Genomic DNA, 25165 nt, shown 5'->3' with positions numbered 1-25165 from the left:
TGCAAATTTATGCATACTTTTAAGGCTAAAATAGTTCAATAAAAAGCAAAATTAGTCCAAAAAAATGAGTAGTGTCGCTAAAAATGTAGAAATGAGCTACTGGGTGGATCGCTTGGGCGTTTCGCTATCGCCCGACAGATCCGAATTGGAAATGCTCGAACTGAATGAGCTCAAGATGGTCGATCTGTTGCCCGAAATGCTGCTTATGATTCGTTCGGTAGTGGCCAAGCAAACCTTTTGCTTTCGAAGGGAGCCGATCAAAATCATCGAAAATGGGGTGTCCATTTCGTTTCAGAATATCATTCATTCACCCTCAACTCCGCAGGTACAACCACATGTCCGCATCGTACCCTTACATGTGGCAACCGAGTTGACATTTCCAAAAGCCGTCAATATCCAGCAGGTAACCATTCTGGTGAGTCTCGATTATTTAAAAAGTTTCATTGGAAAAGCACACCGCACATTCGATTATCTGTTTAATAACGATAAAACGCTCTGGATTGAAGAATTTATGTCGCCAGAAATAGCGGCAATTGCCAATGAGATAGCGAAGTTTAGCTGTGGTGAACCACTCTCTGATGCCTTTTATAGGTTAAAATCACTCGAGTTACTCTTTCATCTGTTTAAAAACCTGTCTGCCAGAACGCAGGTCACTCATCAGCAATTGACAAAATATGAACTCGAATCGATCTATCGGGTGAGGGATCAGCTAGCGAACTACATGGACCGGCCTTTTCTTCAGGAAGAATTAGTTAAAATAAGTGGTATGAATGTCATTAAACTTCGTAAGCTTTTTACACAGGTTTTCGGTATGGGAATGTATCCATATTACCAGCGTCTGCGTATGCAGGAGGCTGGACGGCTTTTACGGGATGAATTATTATCTGTTTCTGAAACTGGCTACCGCTTAGGATTTAGCAATTTAAGTTATTTTGGCAGATTATTCGAAAGCCATTTCGGATCTAAACCGAAAAAATGGATGCAGCTCCACAAGCCTACTTCCTCCGGATCTAAAAAACAGTACGATACATGATGAGCCTATTTTGACATGGCTTCCAACACTTTTAAATGCGACCTAAAGGCAGTCCCAAAGCTACGGAATTCGTTGTACTTTATTTTATACTCGCTACAGGTCTGCTTGACGATGCGGTTGAGTGCGGGATAATGCACGTGACTGATCTTTGGAAAAAGATGATGCTCAACCTGAAAATTAAGTCCGCCAAGCAACCAGGTAAGTACCTTGTTGCGGGTAGCAAAATTTGCGGTGGACTGGATCTGGTGGATCATCCATTCTTCTTCGACCTTAGACTGGTCAATGGTTTTGAATTCGGTCTCCTCAACCACATGGGCCAGTTGAAATACAGTGGCCAGACTCATCCCACATACCGCACCTGAAATCAGCAATCCGATAAGAGTGGGCAGCCACCCCACGAAGATGACCGGAATAATGACAAATAAGCTGATGTGAACAAGCTTACTGACCCAGAAAATAATACGCTCGCTGAGCGGAAAATGAAATCGCTCAATTTTATCACCCATACGGCCACGAAAATACTTCTCATAATCCTGGTAAAAGATCCATGCTAAATAGGAAATCCCATAAAGCAACGGAAAGTAAAACCGTTGATAGCGGTGGTGCTTACGCAGTTTCTGGTCGTGATGTATACGCATAAACTTGACCTCGATATCGTGGTCTTCGCCATCGATGTTGGTGTAGGTATGGTGGGCGATATTATGTTTGAGTTTCCAAAAGTAGATATTACCGCCCAATAGATTGAGCGAGTAGGAAAGTAAAGTATTGAGGCGTTTGTTGTCTGAAAAAGAATTGTGCCCCGCATCGTGCATGATATTAAAACCAATGGCAGCCAGGTTGATGCCAAAAATGAGGCATAATACGATGGCAACGCTCCAATGCAGGGGGGCGAATACGAGCAGGCTATATAACACAATGAAGCTAATGAGCAGGATAGCCGCTTTCAGGTAAATTTTACGATTCCCTGTTTTGGGTTGTAGTGAACTTTGAAAATACGTATTGATTTTTTGTTTTAGCGTTTTAGAGAACAATGTATTTACATTGCTGAATTTTACAGACTGGGACATTTGACTTTTTACGGGAGAGATATGCTTTCTTTTTTTACGATTCGATCTTGAGTGATTGAATTGGTCTAAAGGTACGGTAATTTATTCGAATGATTGTAATAATAAAGTTAAAGATTGTTAAAGCTTATCGTTCTCCTAAATTCAAGTGGGGAGACCGATGTTTTCTTTTTAAATAATCGATTGAGGGACTGTGGCTGTTCAAATCCGAGCTGATAGGCGATTTCGGCGACAGAAAGCTGAGAGCGTGAAAGCAGATTTTTTGCTTTTTCGATGATCTTATGCTGGATGTGGTTCTGTGCGCTCTCACCGGTTTGCGCCCGCAGTAGATCGCTTAAATAGTTTTTTGACATATTCAAACGTTCCGCAAAGTACCCTACCTGCGGAAGGCCGGTGTGTTCTGTGCCGGCGTCAAAGTATTCATCGAGCAACTGCTCAAACCGGCTAACCAATGGTATATTGTGTGCTTTACGGGTGATAAACTGACGGTCATAAAAGCGCTGTGAATACACCAGTAACAACGCGATAAAACTGACAATGGCATCTTGGCTGTAGCTGTCAATGGTACCTTCATACTCGCTCAAAATACCCTTTCCGATCGTTCTGATCTGCTGCTTTTCCTTTTCGGATAGGAAAAGTGCTTCATTGACCTCATAGTCGAAAAAACTATAGCTACCGATGTTGTTTGCCAGCTCATAGGTACGGATAAAATCTGGATGGAAAACAACGGAATAGCCAACTTTGACATCGGAGCTCGTCGGATCTACAGTAATGGCCTGACCGGGTTTAAAGAAGGTCATTAGGCCCTCCCGAAAGTCGTAGTGATGGGGGCCATAACGCAACACGCACTGCGCATCTTCCTTGACGGAAATGCAGTAGAGATTGAGTAGAAAGGTGGTTTCTACCGAGGGATGTGTATGCTTGTTCTGCGAGAAATCGGTGATACTGAAAAGCGGGTGCTGCGGTTTGGGCAACTGCAATGCCTCATGATATTCCGCGATGCTATTTATCTTAACGAATGCTGGTTCTTTTTTTGACATGGTCGTATGGCCTATTAAATATCGTTGACATGGTCGTATTGCCTAGTGTATGATACGCTAATTTAAGTAAAATGTCATGCGCTTTGGGCAAACATGACATTTATATTTTCTAGGATTGCAGCGGTATGCTGACATCGCGCGATCCGGTATCGAGTCCTACGGGTAGAATAGCCTCAATGCGTTGGATCTCCTCGGGGGTCAGCAGGATTTCGGTGGCCGCAATATTTTGCTCCACATAGCGTACCTTTTTTGTGCCAGGTATGGGCACAATGTTTTTTTGGATGAGCCAGGCGAGGGCCAGCTGGGACGGAGTAACTTGTTTTTCTAAGCCGATTTGTTCAAGCTCGCGCACGAGCGCCACGTTTTTGTAAAACTGCTCGCCCTGAAAGCGTGGAATAAGTCTGCGAAAATCATCTGCTGGAATATCGTCCGGCGACTTGATCTGTCCCGTAATAAATCCGCGGCCCAAGGGGGAGTAGGCGACTAGGCCGATGCCGTGCGCTTGTGTGAGTTCGTATACGCCGTTGGTTTCTACCTCACGTCCGAATAGGGAAATTTCGTTCTGCACTGCCGTAATCGGAAAGGTGGCATGTGCTTTTTTTATTTGCTCGGCACTGACTTCTGAGATGCCCAGGTACCGGACTTTGCCGGCTTTGACCAGTTCGGCCATGGCACCGACAGTTTCTTCAATAGGCACATTTGGATCAGGCCGGTGCATATAGTATAGATCAATTACGTCGGTATCGAGGTTTTTTAGGGAGCATTCGATTGACTTTTGGATATAATCTGGCCGGCCATTGATACGCCAGGTCACTTGACCGCTGGCATCAATCTCAAAGCCGAATTTGCTGGCGATGATAAACTCATTCCGTTTACCTTTGATGGCTTTGGCGATAAGTTTTTCGTTTTCAAAAGGACCGTAGAGATCGGCAGTATCCAAAAAGTTGCCACCCAGTGCTAAGGATCGATGGATGGTCGCAATGGATTCTTTTTCGTCGGCCTTGCCGTAAATATCGCCTGTGGACGCAAAACTGCTCATCCCCATACAGCCGAGCCCTATCATTGGAATTTCGAGCCCTTGGCTGCCTAGTTTTCTTGTTTTCATTTGCTGCTTTTTTTTGTTAATCAAAATTACGGTTCAAGACCCGTTGGCCACTTACCCCAATTACAGAATAATGTAACCGAATTACGGATCGTTATGTATACTTGGCCCGTATACCTTTTCCGTACGTGCTCCGATGATCAGAGCAACCAAGGGATTTCCTTGATGGACTGGCAGAACGAGGTGACCGCACGGCAACGAATGTCGGCACAGCGATGACGAATTGTAAACAGCTGCAGTTAAATATTAAATCGCTGAACAAATCGATCATAAAAACGCTTAAATTACATCAAAATTGAGCGCATGATAGGCTTCAATGGATAATTTAAATAATCATGATGAGAAAATATTGTTGTATACTGCTTCTTCTAGCAGCGGTAGTTGGAAATGTACAGGCGCAAATAGTAACGACTAAACTGCTCCCGCAGCGCATACCCGCAAGTTTTGACCGTGTGAAGGAAGCGGTTTCCGACATATCCGGCAGGTACGGAGATAGCAAAATACAGGTCACACCGCTTGCAGCAACCGATACGACGGCTACCTTTGAAATTGAAGAAGAGGGTTTAAGTATCGAAACTGTGGTGGACGACGAAAAGAAGTTTAATAAACTAGTCGCTGAAGCGGCAAAGGACGTTTCCAAACCGAGTATTCATATCTTGCATACCTATACGTTAAAGGATAGAAAATTGAAAGTGCCACCGCCAAGAAAGATTTTCTTCTCTCCGGAGTACGGAGTAACCTGGACGTTGACCCTAAAAAAAATAGCAGACAAGGAAACGGAGCTCGTACTTAACTATAAATCGATAGCGCCCGCATTTGCCAAGAAGATTGAGCGTGAATTTGAAATTGATACCTATTACAACAATAAGATCGTCAAAATTGCTGTCGATGATATCCGGATGCGTCATCTGATCCGTGAAATTTTAATCAATCAAATGCATGTCGACCGGGATTACCCTGCACCAACATATCCGGCGTCTAACTAAAAGAATTTGCTCAGCAATTTGCTAGATAAGGTAATGGCCGAACACGGGGTTCGGCCTTTTTATTATAGGCTATTTTGCATTGGAACATGGCACACTTCGCTGTTGGCAGTGGCTAATTAGGACGGTCGTCAAAGCCCGTTAAAGGTGCCAACTTTTGTAGGAATTCATCTGTTACAATAATTGTAATACTAATAATATTATAAATGTGTACCTTTACCGCGGTTCATAAGGGCCGCTAACTTCAATCAACTGTATGATTAATTTGTATGGTGCGGATTCTACTTTTACAGTATCCCAAAAACATCTCGCTCAGGCGCTTGAACAAGCTCGTATGGGCTTTTGGGAAGTAAGCCTGGTAGAAAATAATTATATGTCTTGCACGGATCAGTGCAAAAGAAATTTTGGGTGGGACACGACGAAGGAATTTAGTTACAGTGATATGCTGGGCTGTATCGTAGAAGATGACCTGGAGGCGATGCAAGATTGCGTGGCCCGATCTATAGAGCTCCAAATTCCGTACCATGCCGAATATCGTGTACGTCATAGCGATAAGAGTATACATTGGATTGAGGCACGTGGATGGGTTACTTATGACGAGGCCGGTTATCCGCAGGTCATATCGGGAACAACGCTTGATATTACCGAAAAGAAAGAACTGGAAATTTTGCGCGACGAAATGTTGAGCATTGCCATGCATGAAATCAAGACTCCGCTGTCATCTGTGAAAGGAACACTGCAGATGCTGGAAAGGAAATTGGAAGTACAAGAAGATACGCTATCGAATAAATTGATTCGCAATGCGCTTAAAGCCACCGAGCGTATCAACCGATTGCTAAATGAAATGGTTGCACCTGTGATGGTTATGGCCAGGGGCATTACATTGGATAAGACCGAAATAAACCTATCACAACTCATCCTTGAAATAAGCCAAAACGCTGGACTGGTGTTCCCTGAAAGTGATATACAAGTGCATATACCTGAACAGGATGTCTTTTTGCATGCTGACGGATATCGTATTGGACAGGTCATCACCAACCTGATCAATAACGCGATTAAGTATAGCGACGGAAAATCGCCCGTGCATATCAATGCGGTAGCCCTTCAGGATGAAGTATCCATCGTGGTGAGTGATCTGGGGATGGGCATAAAATCAGAAGATCGGAAAAAAGTATTTGAGAAGTTTTATCGGGCCAATAGTGAGGGGCATATCGAAGGACTTGGTATTGGACTATTTCTATGCGCCGATATCATATTGCGACACGGTGGCCAGATCAAGATCCTTGAAAAGGTGGGACCGGGTACTGATATCTCTTTTACACTCCCTTATAACAAATAGGACCACAACGCTTCAATAAAAACATCCGCTATACATGCACCAGACTTTTGTTAAGCAATGAAGCTTTATAAAACGACTTTAACGTGGCGTTTAAAGATTGCATATCTATTTTCATTTATTTAAAACTATTGTTGTTGAATGCAAGTTCTGATTTAAATGACCGGAATAATGATTTCCTTTTTTCTGTTCATTTAAAGATGGAAAAAGATGAAAAGAAAAATAATAGTTTGCGATGAGAGCTCAATGGTATTGGAGGCTCTTTCATTGGTTTTAACGGATGAGTATGAGGTGTATACCATTTCCCAATCAAAAAAACTGATAGGTGCAGTTGAAAGCATTCATCCCGACATCCTGCTCATGAGCGCAGAAATGCATTGGCAGTTTGACGGTAATCTGATATTGCAAAGTCTTTTTTCTAAAACCTTCAAAAATATACCGGTCATCATGATGTCTGCCAATCCGGCGGATAGTGATGCAGCAAGGGCATGGGGTGCTGATAGTTTTTTACCAAAACCTTTGGACTTAAATGAGCTATACTATCAGCTCGAGAAATGTACAAAAGTGACGTGCAGGTCGACAGCTTGATCGGCATGCAGTGAAAGTGCTATGGTCGGTTTGCTGACATGAAAAACGATGCGGTATAGTGGGAGAATCAGAAAGCATGGGGTATGGTAAACCAAAAATTACTACCTTTACCCGGTGTGCTATCCACCCCGATTTCACCACCATGCCGACGTACGATTTCAGCAGAAATATACAGCCCCAATCCGAGGCCAGAGTATTTCTTACCGTCGGGATAGACGCGGTAATAGCGTTCGAAAATTTGATGCTGTAGTTCGGGAGCAATACCTTCGCCATAATCCCGCACATGGATCTTAACATAATCCGATTTCTTTTCGATACGCACATCAATTTGATAGGATTCGGGGGCATATTTGATCGCATTATTGATCAGGTTGGAAACGACTTGTTCGATACGCTGCTCATCGGCATTGATCACGGCGTCAAGATCGCCGATCAAGTTGAGCTGATGCTTGCCGATAATATTGATATCTTGGAAGCAGGAGCGGATCACTTTAGCCGCTTCAATGGGGGTTCTATTGAGTTTTAACTGCCCCAAACTAATGCGGTGCATATTGAGCAGGTCATCTACGAGTGCTGTTATTTTTTTGACACTGACGCCCGACATGTCAATCAGTTTGCTGATGGTGGCGTCTGCCGATTTATCCTTGAGCATTTCCAGCATCTGTATTGTGCCCCGTAGACTGGTAATGGGAGTTTTGAGCTCATGGCTGGCGATACTGAGAAAATCCTCTTTCTGGGCTTCGTAATTTTTGCGTTTGGTCACATCTACTGTTACGCCGATGAGGTCTAAAGGTTTCCCTTCGGCATCATAACGGGTTAGCCCCGAAGAATTGATCCAATGTAGGGAACCATCGGGCCAGCAAGTAAGATATTCGGCCTGGTAGGTTATATTTTTAGCAATGGCTTCCTGAACTTTTTGCTCTACCGCCTCACGATGCTCGGGTACAATGGCTTGTATAAAATCTTTAAATTGAAAGTCCTCTGTTGGGGGAAGACCAAAATGACTTTTGCAGGTGGCCGATGCATGGTTTTTCCAGTTTTGAATATCGAGGTGGTAGGTCCCCAGTTCTCCTGCCTTTAGAGCCATTTCCAATTGCTGGTTGAGCCCTTCAAGGTGCTCTTTCTGAAGGATACGCTCGGTTACCTCATTGGCAATTACAATGATCGATTCTGTTTTCCCATCTTCGCCCTTGACGGGTTCATAAATAAAATCAAAATAATGTTGACTAATCTCACCTTCGTAATCAAACAGCACGGGTGCCGTATCACCAATATAGGTTTCCCCACTGGTAAAAACGCTATCAAGGATTCCAAGGTAGGGCTGATCGTGCAATTCTGGCAATGCAATGGCTAGCGGCTTCCCGATTACCGCTGTCGTTTTACCCCAGATTTTGAGCACCATATCATTGGCCACTTCAATCTTCATTTCGCGGCCTGTTAAAATGGCGAAAGCAATTGGTGCTTTGGTAATAAATGATTTTAAACGCTGCTCGCTCTTTTTCAGATTCTTATTGAGCAATAGCGTGATGTCATAGGATTTATACAGCTTGCTGTTGGTGAGCGTGAGCTGCTCGTTGGTAGCCTCCAGCTCGCTGTTGAGGTCGAGCAGCCGCTGCTGCATATTGGCTAGGTTGATATTAGTGGAAGCCACTTCTTGGACATTTTCAATGGCTGCATAACGTAAAGCGACCTGATCCATTGCAGTACGGGCAAATGACGACAGCATGCGCTCTTCGGCGGCACTAAATCCGCGACATTCATAATCAGCAATACTGAATGTACCGATATGAAATCCATCGGGAGTGATCAATGGGGCAGCAGCATAGAAGCGCAGTCCATGTACCCCGCCAAAATTAGCCTCTGTGCTGACCAACACCTTGCCTGGTTGGATGATGTGCGATAGAAGGCTGTCCTTACGGCTAATCTGTATCGGATCGATGCCGATAGCTGACTTAACAAAGATCCGTTCTGCGTCAACAAAGCAGAGTATTAGTATCGGCGTCCGAAAAACCTGTGCCGCTATTTCCAATAGGCCATCAAAAATTTTTTCGGAAGGGCTATCCATAATTTCGTAACGCTGCAGTGCGGCAATCCTTTCAATTTCCCTGCGTGGTGTAGCCGCTTCGCTGAATACATCTTCTGTCATATGACCGGATTATCTTTACGTAAAGATAACCCAATCTTGGCAGATATGCTACGCCGATGCAATAAAATTAATTTTTGTATAATAAAGCTGTTCGAAGTCGTCAGTTAGCTGTGCTGGCTCATTAATGAACATGGTTTAATACCTCAACCTCCTGAAATGTGAAACCTACGCGTATGGCTTTCAAACCGATCAGACCTTGTAGGTCTTCCACCTCAAACTGTTCGATATCAGCCTCAAGCAGGCCTTTGTGCTGAAGCAGGTTGATATAGCCCAGGTATTCGGTTTCTTCGTGAATGGTGGAATAGACTATGACCAGTTTTCCTTTTTGGGTAATGCGTTCCGATTTTCCTTTAATCTTGGCTTTGTCGATGCGTTTCTTGGCAATTTCATACCGTACATTGTAGGAACCATCGATATCAAACTGTTTTTCGTCCATCCGGAAACGGATGGAAATAGGTGTTGCAAAGACAAGCACAAGGGAGGTCACCTCCAGTTGATGTGGCAGTGAGGGCTGCAGCAACTTAAATTCGTGTTCCATTGCGCACATGACCTGCAGCTGCCATAAGCGTAAGTTGCGCAGGTAATACAGCTCAAAATTGCGTTCGGGCGCAATGGATGCACCGATATACATATTGTGTTCGATACCATCCGTTTTGTAGCGTTCGTAATAATGGGGGAAATATTCCTGGGCTTCGACCTGTTTTTCGTCCAACACGGCCACGAGCTTTTTATTGATCAGGGTGATGGAACTGTCATAATCGCGACGCGCCTCATAAAAACCACCGATTGCTAGGTTGATACGTTCAAAATAACGGTCAATTGCGTCGACAATGTTAGTATCTCGCGTGTTTTTTCGGAAGTTTTCCAGGATAGGATGGATGTCAGCATTAAAATAATCGAGCATCTGCTGTTCGGTATCGGTCAGAAGCGCATGCTGAAGTGCCGCCAGGTTTCTTTCCAGATCGAAAATCTTCTGCTCAAACAGGGGTAATTTTTGTGTCTGATTGATGGCCCTGAATAGGGTGATCAAAGCACTGTTTTGGTTGGACAGGTCCTGCCTTATCGCCTGGTTGCGCGATTCGGATGACCCCTGTACGTCGATCTGTCCGTAAAGCGGATACACATGATCGAAGACAATCTCCTGCAGGGCATAGTCTTTCCCGAAAGCGCGGTCGTTCAGAAAGTGGACAGCTTCTTCCTGAAACCGCCATTTGACACTTGGGTGGATGGAGGTGTATTCCTTTTGGATCACTGCCTCGATCTGATTTTCTGTCTCGGAAAATGCTTTGGACACTTTATCTTTAATAAAAGGCAAAATAAAGTTGAGCTTGTTGGCATTGACAGAATTGAGTTCGCGTACACGCGACGATGACATCTCCAGCAGACCCAAAACTTTGCCGCCTTCGACAAGGGGCACAAAAATAAAACTCTTGACCTGCTGTTGCTTCAGCTTATTGATAAAATAGGCCTGTTTCGAATCAGTGATGGGCATCTTGTCGATATCGGGCACGACAAGATATTCATCTTTTGTCAGCAGGCTCTCGAGGGTGTCGCTGCAGAGCATCTCTTCACACTCGGTGATTGTGGAATCGTAGAGCAGATGGCTGTAAAGCTGTTTTTCGACAATCCGTAAGTTGTATTCGTTTCGGACCTTTTCAAATGAGGTGAGACCGATGCGCAGATCGCTAATTTTGTAGATAGACCTAAAAATATTTTCAATTTCTGCCAGCTGGATCGCACTCTTCTCGCGGAGTAGATTACTCTTGAAGCTCGATACCGCATTTTCAATGGTGGCATCAAAAAGGGTCATTATGGCAAAGCCTTTTAAGATCCAGCTCCGTTCGGGGAATTTGGATTTCCATAAGGCAATATCCGAAAAATTGTCGATCAGTTCAATAATATCGTCTTCTGAAAGATGCACAGCGCGTTCAGTGGGGATCACATCCATAAAATCGGCATTGAACAATACGCGGTAATGATGGATAATATTATTTTTATCTGGAATATCCAAAAATTGGGGCGCATCCATAGCGTCTACCTTAAAGCCATAATACTGGCTGATGATGACGCAGCAATTGAGAATATAATAGGTGTCGGGAGAGATGTCGCGAAGACTGAATTCATAGTGATCGCCAGCATCGCGTAAGATTTTTTCGAGCCTTGCGGTGTGATTGAACGTGTAGAGATGAAAGGGAATCGTAACGGCCTTGATCTCATTGTGTGTTAGTGAGCTCGGGAACAGGTCTGCCAACAGTACCCTGATGATGGGCTCGTAGCGCAACAGATCGTCAGCTTTCTCCACACCTTCGATTAGTTGGGGATATTTCTTGATTTCGTCCAGTAACGAGCGCGCGTAAGCTGCCTGAAAATCGATCGGCGATAAGGCGGCCTTTTCAAAGGCGGGTATAATCTTGTGAAAAGCGATCAGGGTTTTGAACGGACTGGAATCAAAGGCGAAATTAAACTGCATAATGGTTGTTCCCGACTAAATTAGATTATTGCTGGAAGATGTACAAAAATAAAAAATAATCGGCGATTGCAGGACGTATTTTTAATACATTTTTCCGTTTTTACGGAAGGATGTCATAGCGGCTCCGTTCACTGCTGTCTAGCTATAGGTTAAAAATAGTAAAAGCATCAAACTGTATGGGCATGCGCTTGTTCTATACACAAAAGACATAAGCAAGCGGAATCAGATCGCACAGAAAGAATGATAGGAGGTTGCTTAAAGCAGCGAATAACTTGAGCTCAGCGATCGGGAAATGAAGGCAGAGGTCAGAAGGCTGGCAACAGCAATAAGGATATGACAATGTATATGAAAATTAAAAACTAATACCATGGAAGAGAGAACTACATTTACCGGGATTCCTGTGACCAACGACGAAGGAATAGAAAAGTATTTTGATTTTGAAGTAGGTCGGGAGGAAGGCCAAAACGAATATGCACGCATTACAATGGATGGATGCCAGCTCATCTTAGATGAACAACTGGCTTATCTCAGCGGTGATCTGCCGGAAGAATGGCACAGGCCAGCGATCGATAAACTACTCTTTTTATTGTCGGTAGACCGTAATAGTGATGATAACGCAGAGTCGCACTAGGTAAAAATAAGGTTGTGTACAGCGAATCGTCTCTATAGGCTACTGGATCGAAGGGACGATGGGTAGGCTTGAAGTGTTGGATGGTGCGGAGAAACAGTCTATGGAGTATAAACAAAAAAAGCTCATCGTATGATGAGCTTTTTTTGTACCTAGGGCGGGAATCGAACCCGCACTCCCTTAACGGGAACAGGATTTTAAGTCCTGCGTGTCTACCAGTTCCACCACCTAGGCAGGTGAGCGAAAAACGAGATTCGAACTCGCGACCCCAACCTTGGCAAGGTTGTGCTCTACCAGCTGAGCTATTTTCGCATTGGAATTACTATTCTTTCAATCGGTCAGAACCTCGCGTTCTTCCTTTTCGGTGGTGCCAGCTGGATTCGAACCAGCGACACAAGGATTTTCAGTCCTTTGCTCTACCAACTGAGCTATGGCACCTTTTCAACGTGAGCTGTTTGCCTTATTGATGATGCAAATATAGACGGATTATTTGAATTACGAAAGCTAAATGCGCTTTTTTTTACGTTTAAACGCCAACCTGCTGATTTTTAAGTAAAAAAAATAAGGGGCTATCCGTATGGAATAGCCCCTGTATAGTTTGTTGATGCTGTCGATTACGACAATTTGCCAACTTCTAAGACCAAATCAACAATTTTGTTTGAATAACCCCACTCGTTATCGTACCAAGATACCACTTTAACGAAGTTGTCATTCAATGAAATTCCAGCTTTCGCATCGAAGATTGATGTACGTGCATCACCTAAGAAATCTGAAGAAACAACTTCGTCTTCAGTATAACCCAAGATACCTTTCAATTCACCTTCAGAAGCTTCTTTCATTGCTGCCTTGATATCTTCGTAGGAAGCACCTTTGTTTAAACGTACTGTCAAGTCAACAACTGAGACGTCTGCTGTAGGAACGCGCAATGACATACCTGTCAATTTACCTTTCAATTCAGGAAGAACCAAACCTACTGCTTTAGCAGCACCTGTAGATGAAGGGATGATGTTTTGGTATGCACCACGGCCACCTCTCCAGTCTTTTACTGAAGGACCATCCACTGTTTTTTGTGTTGCAGTTACGGCGTGAACTGTAGTCATCAAACCTTCAACGATACCAAATTTATCATTTAATACTTTAGCGATAGGCGCTAAACAGTTTGTTGTACATGAAGCGTTCGAAACGATATTTTGATCAGCTTTCAATTCTTTGTGGTTTACACCCATTACGAAAGTAGGGGTATCGTCTTTTGCTGGAGCAGACATCACCACTTTCTTAGCACCTGCATCGATATGTTTTTGAGCCAACTCTTGTGTCAAGAAGAAGCCTGTAGATTCGATGATCACTTCAGCACCTACTTCATCCCATTTCAAGTTTGCTGGATCTTTCTCAGCTGTAACGCGAATAGTTTTTCCGTTAACAACCAAATTACCGTCTTTTACTTCTACAGAACCGTCAAATTTGCCATGTGTTGAATCATATTTCAACATATAAGCCATATAGTCTGGTTCAACTAAGTCATTGATACCAACAATTTCAATTTCTGGACGATTGATTGCTGCTCTGAATGCTAAACGACCAATACGGCCAAATCCGTTAATTCCAATTTTCATATTCTTAATTTTTATTGATATAATATTTAATTAAATTGTGTATTGGTTCCTTGACTACAGTTCCAATACTGATATTAAATTCTTCTGTGGCAACTTCCCGGAGGAGGTTCTCATAATTGAACGCAACCGAACCGGTAAAGTTTACGTCACTGTCGGGATATTCTTTCATTAGCGGCTTGATGTAAGTTTTAATAAACGTACGAAGCCCGTTTTTAACCAGCTGATTGATGAATAAATGATCTTTGTTGTCAAGTACAAAATCGGTGAAGGAATTCAGAAAATTTGTCGGTTGAGGTGCAAAATAAACCCGTTCCAAAATCATTTTCTTATCAATATTAAATTGTCTTTCCAATTTGTCCCGAAGATCAATAGGGAGAGATTCTGTCATATAATGTTTGAGCAGCTGCTGGCTGTTCCAATTTGTTGCTCCCTCATCGGCTAGGATGTAGCCTAGACCATAGTTATTATCAATGATTTTTTTCCCTGTATAATAAGCTGCATTCGATCCACTTCCTATAATCCCAATGATGCCTCTTTCGTCGCCAAACGTAGAAATCGCCGAAGCGATTACATCATGGTCTACCCGCACACGAGCGTTGACAAAAAAACGCTCCAAGACATTCTTTATTTTATCCTTGCGCTCCTTGGACGATGACCCCGCACCAAAAAAATAAATCCGCTTTATTTTCTCGGCGTTGTTGATCAGATTGGTGTTCTTGTGCAGGTGCTGTAGTATGGAACGCTCATCTTGAAGATAGGGATTGATCCCGTTCATGCGAAAACCAGTGGTTATACGGCCTTTATCGGCCAATCTCCAGTCCGAAAATCGCGATCCACTATATACTACTGCTATCATGTCTGTTCAATTTATGATTATAAAATCTCAGCCATTTCCAATAAATCAGGGCTAAGTTTGATTTCCTTATTGCTGATTGCTTCTTCAATTGGAGTTGTTTGGATTTCATTGCCACGCAGACCTACAGTTATTCGTGTATTTCCTGCCAATAATTCATTGACAGCAGCAAAGCCCAATCGACTAGCAAGCACGCGGTCGAAACTCGTCGGAGAACCACCACGTTGCAAATGCCCTAATATACTAACTTTCGTGTCGTAATGATCAAACTTTTCTTTTACTTTTTTCGCTACATAATATGCTCCACCGTTTTGGTCGCCCTCAGCAACAATAACAATAGAAGATGATTTCTTCTTTATAGCCCCATCTTCCAGGTGGCGGATCAAATCGTCAATAGCCGTTTCTTTTTCAGGAAGTAAAATAGCTTCGGCTCCGCCTGCAATACCGGCATTTAAAGCGATACAGCCTGAGTCTCTACCCATTACTTCCACAAAGAAAAGACGCTCATGCGAAGCTGCCGTATCTCTGATTTTATCAATTGCTTCAATAACGGTATTATTGGCCGTATCGTACCCAATGGTATAATCTGAACCATACAAATCGTTGTCTATCGTTCCCGGTATTCCTACTACGGGAATGTCGAATTCTTTGGAAAAAAAGTTTGCACCGGTAAAGGATCCATCACCGCCGATTACCACCAAAGCGTCAACACCGGCAGCTTTTAGATTATCGTAGCCTTTTTGACGGCCTTCTGGTGTTTTGAACTCCATGCAACGCGCCGTTTTCAATATTGTACCGCCACGTTGGATGATATTACTGACCGAACGTGTATCCATTTCTATAAAATTGGCATCGATCAGGCCTTGATAACCTTGGTAAATACCAGTAACTTCTAATCCCTTATGTAATGCTGTACGAACTACAGCACGTATACAGGCATTCATGCCAGGAGCATCACCTCCGGATGTTAAAACGCCTATTTTTTTAATTTCTTTTATCACACGCAATATTTTAGGTGATACGAATATAAGATTTTTATAGTGTATATTCTACACTTTGAATAAATTTTTCAATATTTTTTTGCGCATCACGTTTAGGAAGCGTATAATTGTTACAGATAACCCGATGATTAGTAACCGCTAAATTTAGCTCAGTATATTGCACATAAATAGATTTAGAAGTTTTGTATAGTAATTTTACCGTAGACTGTGTCATATTAGGCTTTCACGAAGGAGAATTAAAAGTTCTTCTGGCCGAAAGAAATGAATATCCTTTTAAGGATTGGTGGGCATTGCCAGGCTTTTTCGTGGATAACGATGAAGAGATGGAAGATGCCGTAAAGCGGATTTTGTATGAAAATACAGGTTTGAAAGACGTCTTTATGGATCAGCTCCATTCCTTTGCGGGTTTAAAAAGGCATCCAAAGGGAAGAATTTTGACCGTGGCTTATTACGCCCTCATTCAATTGGACAGTACCAAACTGAAAACTAAGCCTGTTACAAATTACATGAAACAGGCCAAATGGTTTCCTGTTCGTAATGTACCCGAACTGGCCTTTGACCACAAGCAGATTTTGGACCTCTGTCTGGAAAGATTGCAGCGCCGCCTCGCATATAAGCCTATCGCTTTTGAATTGCTGCCCGAAAAATTTACCCTCACCCAATTACAGCTGGTCTATGAGGGAATATTGAATAAACAACTCGATAAACGCAATTTTAGAAAGAAAATGCAAAATTATGGGTTTCTAAAAGAACTCGACGAGGTACAGACCGGTGTGGCGTATCGCGCAGCAAGACTCTATAAATTGGACAAACGGAAGTTTCTCAAACATTTTCAGAACACGGTCGCATTTTGATCGTACACATTTATCCTATTAAAGGCAAACTTGTAAAGTTTGCCTTTTTTGTTGTCAGACCAATATCAAAATTATTACAATTTCAAAATTTATTTTGTACGGCATGTTACTTTTTATATTTTTGAACAATTTCTGATAAAAGTCAGAAAGTTGAAAGGAGTTTTTTGAAGAATGGAAGATAGAAAAGATCAAATCATCGAGGCGGCGATACGGCGCTTTATGCATTACGGTTTTAGTAAGACTACGATGAATGAAATTGCGGAGGATATAAAAATTACCAAGGCAAACTTGTATTACTATTATTCGGAAAAGAATGCACTTATACGCGACGTAATTGTGCGTTTGACAGATGAGTATAGGGAAGAGGAGGAAAAAGTCGCTGCGGCACATGAAGGTACAACCTACGAGCTGATCATTAAGATTTTGGAGCTGCGTGATGCATTTGTACGGAAATACTATATGTTGCACATGAACGAAAATCTGGAATGGATAAAGGGGCTTTCTATGCATGATTTTTTTCAGTGCCTGCATGACCGGGATGTAAAAGCGCTATTTGAGATTTTGCAGACTGGTGCCGAAAAGGGGGAAATCGATGGTGAGGAACTCTATAAGACCGCTGAAATCTATGTGGAATTGATGAAGAGTCTCTCGCTGATGTGCAATATTTCGGATATCATTTCGGGCATACCAAACCAGGACCGTTTTGATGAAGTATTGCAAAAGCAAAAGTTGGCTACCAAGCTTTTTTTTAATGGTATAAATAAAAAGTAGATATAAAATTAGGATAAACAAATTAGGAATGAAAACAATCAGAATACTAGCCAGCCTTTTATTAGGTACGATGGTTTTCCAAAGTCATGCACAACAACAGTTAACCTTAAGTGACGCCATTAAGTTTGCGTTGCAAAATAAGGCTGACGCAAAAAAAGCAGGTCTTGATATTGCGAATGCTGAGCACAAAATTGCGGAAGTTAAATCAGGAGCATTGCCGCAGGTGAATTTTAACGGTGGAATTACCTACAATCCAATGATCCAAAAAGTTGCGTTACCAGGAGAGCTTGTCGGTCAGCCGGGAACAACTGTCATGGCCGCTTTTGGGCAAAAATGGCAATCTACCAATACCATCAGTTTAAACCAACAGCTGTTTAACCAGACGGTATTTACGGGACTGAAAGCCGCTAAAACGACCCGCGAATTTTATGTGATCAATAAGACTTTGACGGATGAGCAACTGATCGAGAAAGTGGCTAATAGTTATTATGATGTTTACCAGTCTAAATTGCAGTTAAAAACTGTAGATAATAACCTGGAAAGTACCACCAAAACAAGGGATGTGATCGAAGGGTTGGTTAAAAACGGATTGGCGAAAAAAATTGACCTGGATCGTACCAATGTCGCCGTGACAAACCTGAAAGCTTCTAGGCAACAACTTATTAATGCGGTGGAACTGAAAGAAAATGCATTGAAATTTGTTATCGGCATGTCGATGTCCGAGCAGATTACCATGCCGACTTCAACATTTGAAAACGTAGCACTGGATGCGATATATGATCCGCTCGATGTGTCGAATAGGACAGAAATTCAGGTGCTTTCAAAACAGAATGAATTGCTTGAACTGAATAAAAAGGCAGAAATCTCCAAATATTATCCGACGCTGTCGTTGACCGCTAACTACGGAAGACAGGGACTGGGGCCTGTATTCCCGATATTTTCTAAGGCCCAGGGGGTAAATTGGTCTGGCTTTTCTGGTATCGGACTGAACCTTACCGTTCCTATTTTCAATGGTTTCCTCACACGGTCGAAAGTTCGTCAGGCGCAGATTGATATTGATAAATTGCAGATCGATATTGCCGATACGAAGCTAGCATTGAATATGGCTGCTGAGAATTCGCGGGTTCAGATCAAAAACTCGTTATTGACTATCGAGTCGAACCGTAAAAATGTGGATCTGGCAAAATCAGTATTGGATGATACCAACAACAATTATAAAAATGGCCTAGCGACATTGACTGATCTGCTGGATGCTGAAAATGCGTATGCAGATGCGCAAAATAATTTAAATACTTCTTTGCTGGATTATAAAATCGCTGAGGTTCAGCTGATCAAAGCGAATGGAAAACTTAAATCATTGATTAACGAATAATTGACTAATACAATATGAAACGCGGAATTATTACCCTACTTATTATTGCTGCTGGTTTAGCAGGAATATTTTTTGTGTTAAATAAGAATAAAAAGAAAAATGAGGCCGAAACAGCGGAGGTTGCCAAGAAAAATGCAGCAATCGCCGTACGTATCGATACAGCGAAAGTGTCGTCCATGGATTTACGCTATACCGCAAATGGCACTTTCTCACCAAAACAGGAAGTGACCGTGTCGGCCCAAACTGCCGGCAGAGTAGTCAGAGTATTGGTGGATGAAGGTTCCCGGGTGAGCGCCGGACAGACTTTGGCGATCATTGAAGGCGATAAACTGAATGTAAACGTAGCCAATGCGCAAGCCGCATTTACCAATGCGCAGGCTGATCTGCAACGCTTTGAAAGTGCTTACTCTACCGGAGGTGTAACCAAACAGCAGTTGGATCAGGTGAAATTGCAGTTCGAAAATGCCAAGAATAATTTAAAAGCATCTAAATTGAATGCAGGCGACGTGACTATCAAAACGTCAGTATCGGGAATCGTCAATGCGCGTAAGATTGAACCGGGTACCTACCTGAATATTGGCGCTCCAGCCTTTGATATTGTCAATGTAGCCACCTTGAAATTGCGCGTTAACGTCGATGAAAAGAACGTCGCAACGTTAAAGATCGGTCAGTCTGTTGACGTGAGTGCAAGTGTGTATGCAGATCAGCGCTTTACAGGAAAGATAACGTTTATTGCCCCCAAATCGGACGGTAGCTTAAATTTTCCGGTAGAGATAGAGGTCAACAATGCATCAAACAAGTTGCGTGCAGGTATGTACGGTACAGCAATCTTTGGTGAGGGTGTTGCCACCAATACCTTGATCGTGCCGCGCAATGCTTTTGTAGGTAGTGTGAGTGACAATAAGATTTTTGTGCTCAAAAATGGTAAAGCAATTGAAACAACGGTCAAATCGGGTAGAAACTTTGGTGATTACATCGAGATTTTAGGTGGTTTGCAAGATGGTGATCAGGTGATTGTATCGGGTCAGATCAATTTATTTGACCAAAGCCCTGTAGAAATTATTAAATAGAGAATACTGTAATCAATAGCTGATGAAACGCTGTCTTTGCACGGCTATTTAAAATAAAATATTCTAATGAAAATTACCGAAATATCGATAAAACGCCCCAGTATCATTATCGTATTATTTATAATACTGACATTGGGTGGGTTGTTTTCTTATACGCAATTGGGCTACGAACTGGTCCCTAAGTTTGAAATTAACGTAATCACGGTACAAACAATCTATCCGGGGGCATCGCCTGCGGAAGTAGAAAGTTCGGTCACCAAGAAAATAGAAGATGCGATTTCTTCGTTGGAAAGTATTAAAAAGGTGGAGTCGACCTCGCTCGAAGGGGTTTCGATTGTGATGGTTACCCTGAATAACGGTGCAGATGTCAACTTCCTCCTTACAGACGCCCAGCGAAAAATCAACGCTGTCGTCAACGATTTGCCGGACGATGTGAAGACGCCTTCGCTCTCCAAATTCTCGTTTGATGATGTGGCAATCATGAGTCTGGCCGTCACATCCAACTTGTCAGAGAAAGAGCTTTACGACTTATTGGACAATAAAATCCAACCGGTTTTTGCACGGATCAATGGTGTAGCCAAGGTTGACATGATCGGTGGCGAGGAACGCGAAATACAGATTTCCGTAGATCCGAAAAAAATTGAAGGTTATGGACTGACAATTTCTCAGGTGCAACAGACTATTGCATCGTCCAACCTGGATTTTCCTACAGGTAACGTCAGTACCCGCGACAACCGTACAACGATTCGTCTTGCAGGTAAAGTAACCTCTATCGAAGAGTTGCGCAATCTGCCTATCACTACACCTGCAGGCGTGCAGATCTATCTGCGTGATATCGCAGATGTGCAGGATGGTATCAAAGAGATTGAAAAGGTGGCACGTTTGGACCGCCAAAACACGATATTGCTACAGGTATTTAAACAGTCTGATGCGAATGCCGTGGCTGTGTCTGAGGCCGTAAAGAAAGTTATCGCTGTACATGATAAAGATGGAAAAGTTATTAGTGGGGTAGAGAAGGATTATGCGGCACAGAATATTAAAATTCTGGTGGCTAATGACTCTTCTGATTTTACCTTGAATGCCGCTGATAACGTTATTCACGATTTGATGATCGCCATTGCTTTGGTGGGTTTTATCATGCTGTTCTTCCTGCAAAGTTTGCGTAATGCTGCCATTACCATGGTTGCGATCCCGCTTTCCTTGATTGCGACTTTTATCGGTTTGCTACTGATGGGGTATACCTTAAACCTCATGTCCTTACTGGGACTGTCACTGGTGGTAGGTATCTTGGTGGATGATGCGATCGTGGTGATCGAAAACATTCACCGCCATATGGAGATGGGAAAAAATAAAGTACGCGCGGCGTATGACGGGGCTTCTGAAATTGGATTTACGGTAACGGCAATCACCTTGGTCATTGTCGTCGTGTTCCTTCCAATCGCCATGTCAACGGGATTGGTGGCCAATATCCTTGCCCAATTCTGTGTGACTGTCATCATCTCGACGTTATTGTCCTTATTGGTATCCTTTACCGTCGTACCTTGGTTGTATTCACGCTTCGGTAAATTGGAGCATCTGAGCAAGAAGTCGCTGTTTGGCCGTATCATCCATGGTTTTGAAAGTGGATTGAACAGCTTTACACATTGGGTTGCAGGTTTGTTAACCTGGTCATTAAAGAATGTTAAAACCAAATTGGCTACCTTAGGTTTGGCGATCGGTTTACTTATTGCATCATTCGCGCTGGTGGTTAAAGGGTATATCGGTTCGGATTTCTTTCCGAGTGTAGACCGGAAAGAATTTTTTATCCAGCTGGAACTTGATAAGGATGCTTCTTTGGAAAAGACGAACTTGTTAACGCAGAAAGCCGAGGCATATATCACGGCGAAGCCAGATGTCAAGGAAATCATTACCACAGTAGGTCAGTCTTCAGACGGAATGGCGTCGACAACAGGCTCACGTTATAAATCGGAGATCCATGTGATTCTCGACAAAGAAAATTTTGAAGGCAACTCGCAGGTGTATTCAGCAACTTTAAAACGCGAACTGGAAAATAAGCTGATCGGTGCCAAGATCAAAACGGTAAACGTGGGTATCATGGGAGCGGAACAAGCACCATTGAAATTGACCATCATTGGTGCCTCGGTCGAAGATGCGCAGGAATTTGCTGAGAAAGCAGCAGATCTATTGCGGAAAATTCCAGGATCTGCAGGGGTTAAGTTGACTTCCGAAGCCGGTAATCCGGAGATCAATGTGAAGATAGACCGCGATAAAATGACTTCGTTGGGATTGAACGTATCTACCGTAGGTATGACCATGCAGACAGCATTCTCCGGTAATACGGATAATAAATATAGAGCAGGGGATAACGAGTATGACATCAATATACGCTATAACGAAAGTGGTCGTGCAACGATCGACAACGTGCGAGGCCTTAAATTTATCAACGATAAAGGCGCTTCCATTTCATTGGATCAATTTGCTGAAGTGACTTATGGATCGGGACCTACTTTGTTAGAACGACGCGACAAATCGCCAGCCGTATCTATTCAGGGGCAGGCCATCGGTAGACCGATGGGTACTGTCGCTCAGGAGTGGCAGGCGCAGTTTGAGAAATTGCCGCGTAAACCCGGAATTGTATTTGTATGGGGTGGTAATATGGAAAACCAAAGTGAAGGTTTCGGTACATTGGGAATCGCTTTGTTGGCATCTATCATCTTAGTATACCTCGTTATGGTCGCATTGTACGACAGTTTTATCACACCTTTTGTCGTGTTATTCTCGATTCCATTGTCGTTTATTGGTGCATTGCTGTTCCTGGCACTAGGAAATCAGACTTTGAACATCTTTACCATTTTGGGTATTATCATGTTGATTGGTCTAGTTGCTAAAAATGCGATCATGCTGGTCGATTTTGCAAACCACCGTAAGGAAGCCGGCGATAATACGCACGACGCTTTGGTCGCTGCCAACCACGCGCGTCTTCGCCCGATCCTGATGACTACAATTGCGATGGTTTTCGGTATGATCCCTATTGCGATCGCTACTGGAGATGGAGCAGATATGAACAGGGGGCTCGCTATTGTTATCATCGGGGGTCTGTTGTCCTCCCTGTTTTTGACTTTGGTTGTCGTGCCCGTGGTATACTCTATTTTTGATAGTCTTCAACGTCGTTTTGGAAAGAAAGAAAAGACTGACTATGAAGCCTTGATGAAGGAAGATTACGACCATGTGGACGTGGCAGAACATTAAAAAATAAGTAAATGTAATATCCAAAAAAGGCGGTTAATATGTGTTAACCGCCTTTTTTGTATTAATTTTAGGTTAATCAATCGATTGCATAAATATTTTTTATTACATTGCGTCGCATTAACAAAATATACACTTAAAATTGAGACAAGCATGTGTGGAATTGTAGGATACACAGGTTATCGTCAGGCGTACGGTATCGTCATTGACGGATTGAAAAAGTTAGAATACCGTGGATATGACAGTGCTGGAGTGGCATTGCATAAAGGTGATCAGATCGATGTTTACAAAAAGACAGGTAAAGTCGCAAACTTAGAAGAGTATGTGTTCGGTCAGGATCTCCAATCAACTACAGCGATAGGCCATACACGTTGGGCAACACACGGTGAGCCTTCGGACAGAAATGCACACCCCCATTATTCTAATAGTGGACGTATAGCCATGATCCATAACGGGATTATTGAAAACTACGCTTCTTTGAAGTCGGAATTGATCAACAAAGGGTATACGTTTAAGAGCGATACGGATACAGAGGTGCTCGTCAATTTTATTGAAGAGATTCAATCTCAGAACGAATGCTCGCTAGAGGAAGCTATTCGTATTGCCTTGAAACGGGTAGTAGGAGCTTATGTGATCCTCGTATTGGAGGCAGGTCATCCGGATCGTATTATTGCAGCGCGTAAAGGAAGTCCTTTAGTTATTGGTATCGGTAAAAATGAGCATTTTTTGGGTTCAGATGCTTCGCCGATGCTAGCCTACACCAAAGAGGTGGTATACATCAACGATTACGAATTGGCGATCATTACGCCGGACGAACTGATATTGAAAAATCTAGGTAATGAACGCATCACACCTTACGTTCAAAAATTAGATCTTGAGTTGTCAGCAATCGAAAAAGGCGGTTATGACCACTTTATGCTAAAAGAAATATTCGAACAACCCGATACTATTTTCGACTCCATGCGTGGTCGGCTAGACCTGCAGTCGCATCAGATTACCCTGAGCGGTATTGAGAAGTTTGCAAACGAAATCAGTAATACCAACCGCATTGTGATTGTCGCTTGTGGAACAAGCTGGCACGCCGGACTTATCGCAGAGTATATTATTGAGGAACTGTGCCGAATTAATGTGGAGGTCGAATATGCCTCGGAATTCCGCTATCGTAATCCCGTTATCCATCCTGGAGATGTAATTTTGGCCATCTCTCAAAGTGGTGAGACTGCTGATACGTTAGTCGCTTTGGAAAATGCCAAAAAACAAGGTGCTATTATTTTAGGCGTTGTCAATGTGGTGGGATCTTCTATCGCGCGTCTTTCGGATGCTGGTGCCTATACACATGCAGGACCTGAAATCGGCGTAGCAAGTACCAAAGCGTTTACAGCACAACTGACAGTACTGAACCTAATTGCTTTAAAAATCGCTTCATTAAAGGGTTCAATCAGCGACGAACGTTACCAGACACTTGCTCGGGAATTGAATGAAGTTCCGAAGAAAGTGGAATGGATCTTAGATACGCAGGTGGAGAAAATCAAACAGATTGCCAAAAAGTATAAAGATGCCCGCGACTTCCTATTCTTAGGCAGGGGATATAACTTTCCGGTTGCCCTCGAAGGTGCCCTGAAGTTGAAGGAAATTTCATACATCCATGCCGAAGGTTACCCGGCAGCGGAAATGAAACATGGTCCTATCGCATTGGTAGATGAAAACTTACCTGTTGTATTTATCGCCACTAAAGATGCTTATCACGAAAAGATTGTCTCGAATATCCAAGAGATCAAAGCACGTAAAGGAAAAATCATCTCGGTTGTCACCCAAGGCGATACTGTTTCTGAAAGTTTATCGGATGATTTTATGGAAATACCAGAAGCCGATGAAATCATTGCACCATTGATTTCTGTTGTGCCACTGCAACTCCTATCGTATTATATTGGCGTAGAGCTGGGATTGGATGTGGATAAACCACGTAACTTAGCTAAGTCCGTAACTGTAGAGTAA

The 25165-nt window shown here is 42.9% G+C and carries 19 protein-coding genes and 3 tRNA genes; 11 read left to right on the top strand and 11 right to left on the bottom strand.

Annotated elements, in window-relative coordinates; translation table 11 throughout:
- The first annotated feature begins 64 nt into the window (after positions 1–64).
- Positions 65–1033 carry an AraC family transcriptional regulator gene (locus tag J2X77_RS07785; RefSeq protein WP_310079985.1) on the top strand — a complete coding sequence of 323 codons (969 nt, stop codon included), beginning with the start codon at positions 65–67 and terminating at the stop codon, positions 1031–1033.
- A 5-nt stretch (positions 1034–1038) separates the two neighbouring features.
- On the opposite strand, the gene J2X77_RS07780 is transcribed toward J2X77_RS07785, so the two are convergent.
- The 3 genes from J2X77_RS07780 to J2X77_RS07770 form a co-directional block, all read right to left on the bottom strand.
- Entirely contained in the window at positions 1039–2100 is a 1062-nt protein-coding gene (locus J2X77_RS07780) for an acyl-CoA desaturase (protein ID WP_310079982.1), read from the bottom strand.
- Positions 2101–2207: 107 nt separating this feature from the next.
- On the bottom strand, positions 2208–3137 hold the full coding sequence (locus J2X77_RS07775; protein WP_293937117.1) for an AraC family transcriptional regulator: 930 nt from the start codon (positions 3135–3137) through the stop codon (positions 2208–2210).
- 109 nt (positions 3138–3246) lie between these two features.
- Positions 3247–4242: an aldo/keto reductase gene (locus J2X77_RS07770; RefSeq protein ID WP_310079979.1), complete on the bottom strand. Its 996-nt coding sequence runs from the start codon at positions 4240–4242 to the stop codon at positions 3247–3249.
- Between the two features lie 332 nt (positions 4243–4574).
- Here J2X77_RS07770 and J2X77_RS07765 point away from each other — a divergent pair, with 332 nt between their 5' ends.
- From J2X77_RS07765 to J2X77_RS07755, 3 genes are all read left to right on the top strand, one after another.
- Positions 4575–5225 carry a transcriptional regulator gene (locus tag J2X77_RS07765; RefSeq protein WP_310079977.1) on the top strand — a complete coding sequence of 217 codons (651 nt, stop codon included), beginning with the start codon at positions 4575–4577 and terminating at the stop codon, positions 5223–5225.
- Positions 5226–5478: 253 nt separating this feature from the next.
- A complete protein-coding gene (locus J2X77_RS07760) occupies positions 5479–6561 on the top strand; it encodes a PAS domain-containing sensor histidine kinase (protein WP_310079975.1) in 1083 nt (360 codons plus the stop codon).
- A gap of 207 nt (positions 6562–6768) precedes the next feature.
- On the top strand, positions 6769–7146 hold the full coding sequence (locus tag J2X77_RS07755) for a PleD family two-component system response regulator (protein WP_209581148.1): 378 nt from the start codon (positions 6769–6771) through the stop codon (positions 7144–7146).
- A 67-nt stretch (positions 7147–7213) separates the two neighbouring features.
- Here J2X77_RS07755 and J2X77_RS07750 read toward each other — a convergent pair whose 3' ends face one another.
- Both J2X77_RS07750 and J2X77_RS07745 read right to left on the bottom strand, forming a co-directional pair.
- Positions 7214–9292 carry an ATP-binding protein gene (locus J2X77_RS07750; RefSeq protein ID WP_310079973.1) on the bottom strand — a complete coding sequence of 693 codons (2079 nt, stop codon included), beginning with the start codon at positions 9290–9292 and terminating at the stop codon, positions 7214–7216.
- A 121-nt stretch (positions 9293–9413) separates the two neighbouring features.
- Entirely contained in the window at positions 9414–11762 is a 2349-nt protein-coding gene (locus tag J2X77_RS07745) for a GAF domain-containing protein (protein WP_310079971.1), read from the bottom strand.
- Positions 11763–12129: 367 nt separating this feature from the next.
- On the opposite strand from J2X77_RS07745, the gene J2X77_RS07740 reads away from it, so the two are divergent.
- Positions 12130–12393, top strand: a complete 264-nt coding sequence (locus J2X77_RS07740; RefSeq protein ID WP_209581130.1) for a hypothetical protein — start codon at positions 12130–12132, stop codon at positions 12391–12393.
- 146 nt (positions 12394–12539) lie between these two features.
- Here the strand turns inward: J2X77_RS07740 and J2X77_RS07735 are convergent.
- The 6 genes from J2X77_RS07735 to pfkA all read right to left on the bottom strand — a co-directional run bounded on the left by J2X77_RS07735 (position 12540) and on the right by pfkA (position 15854).
- Positions 12540–12624, bottom strand: a tRNA-Leu gene (locus J2X77_RS07735).
- Positions 12625–12629: 5 nt separating this feature from the next.
- Positions 12630–12702: transfer RNA gene (locus J2X77_RS07730), tRNA-Gly, on the bottom strand.
- 53 nt (positions 12703–12755) lie between these two features.
- Positions 12756–12828, bottom strand: a tRNA-Phe gene (locus J2X77_RS07725).
- Positions 12829–13004: 176 nt separating this feature from the next.
- Entirely contained in the window at positions 13005–14003 is a 999-nt protein-coding gene (gap, locus tag J2X77_RS07720) for a type I glyceraldehyde-3-phosphate dehydrogenase (RefSeq protein ID WP_209581127.1), read from the bottom strand.
- A 4-nt stretch (positions 14004–14007) separates the two neighbouring features.
- Positions 14008–14859 (bottom strand): hypothetical protein, encoded by an 852-nt coding sequence (locus J2X77_RS07715; RefSeq protein WP_209581123.1) that lies wholly within the window; start codon positions 14857–14859, stop codon positions 14008–14010.
- A 17-nt stretch (positions 14860–14876) separates the two neighbouring features.
- On the bottom strand, positions 14877–15854 hold the full coding sequence (pfkA, locus tag J2X77_RS07710) for a 6-phosphofructokinase (protein WP_409050308.1): 978 nt from the start codon (positions 15852–15854) through the stop codon (positions 14877–14879).
- Positions 15855–16039: 185 nt separating this feature from the next.
- Between pfkA and J2X77_RS07705 the strand changes: the two genes are divergently transcribed.
- From J2X77_RS07705 to glmS, 6 genes are all read left to right on the top strand, one after another.
- The gene (locus tag J2X77_RS07705) at positions 16040–16711 is read left to right on the top strand and encodes an NrtR DNA-binding winged helix domain-containing protein (protein WP_209581110.1); all 672 of its coding nucleotides are present in this window, start codon (positions 16040–16042) and stop codon (positions 16709–16711) included.
- A 171-nt stretch (positions 16712–16882) separates the two neighbouring features.
- Positions 16883–17482, top strand: a complete 600-nt coding sequence (locus tag J2X77_RS07700; protein WP_209581107.1) for a TetR/AcrR family transcriptional regulator — start codon at positions 16883–16885, stop codon at positions 17480–17482.
- A gap of 28 nt (positions 17483–17510) precedes the next feature.
- Complete coding sequence (locus J2X77_RS07695) at positions 17511–18854, top strand: TolC family protein (RefSeq protein ID WP_209581104.1); 1344 nt, start codon at positions 17511–17513, stop codon at positions 18852–18854.
- Between the two features lie 14 nt (positions 18855–18868).
- Entirely contained in the window at positions 18869–19924 is a 1056-nt protein-coding gene (locus J2X77_RS07690; RefSeq protein ID WP_209581101.1) for an efflux RND transporter periplasmic adaptor subunit, read from the top strand.
- Between the two features lie 66 nt (positions 19925–19990).
- Positions 19991–23173 (top strand): efflux RND transporter permease subunit, encoded by a 3183-nt coding sequence (locus J2X77_RS07685; protein WP_209581099.1) that lies wholly within the window; start codon positions 19991–19993, stop codon positions 23171–23173.
- Between the two features lie 150 nt (positions 23174–23323).
- Positions 23324–25165 carry a glutamine--fructose-6-phosphate transaminase (isomerizing) gene (gene glmS / locus J2X77_RS07680; RefSeq protein WP_310079968.1) on the top strand — a complete coding sequence of 614 codons (1842 nt, stop codon included), beginning with the start codon at positions 23324–23326 and terminating at the stop codon, positions 25163–25165.

Source organism: Sphingobacterium sp. 2149 (assembly GCF_031455655.1).
Lineage (GTDB): Bacteria > Bacteroidota > Bacteroidia > Sphingobacteriales > Sphingobacteriaceae > Sphingobacterium.
Note: the sequence above shows the minus strand (reverse complement) of the source record. Positions and strands in the feature narration are given on the sequence as shown.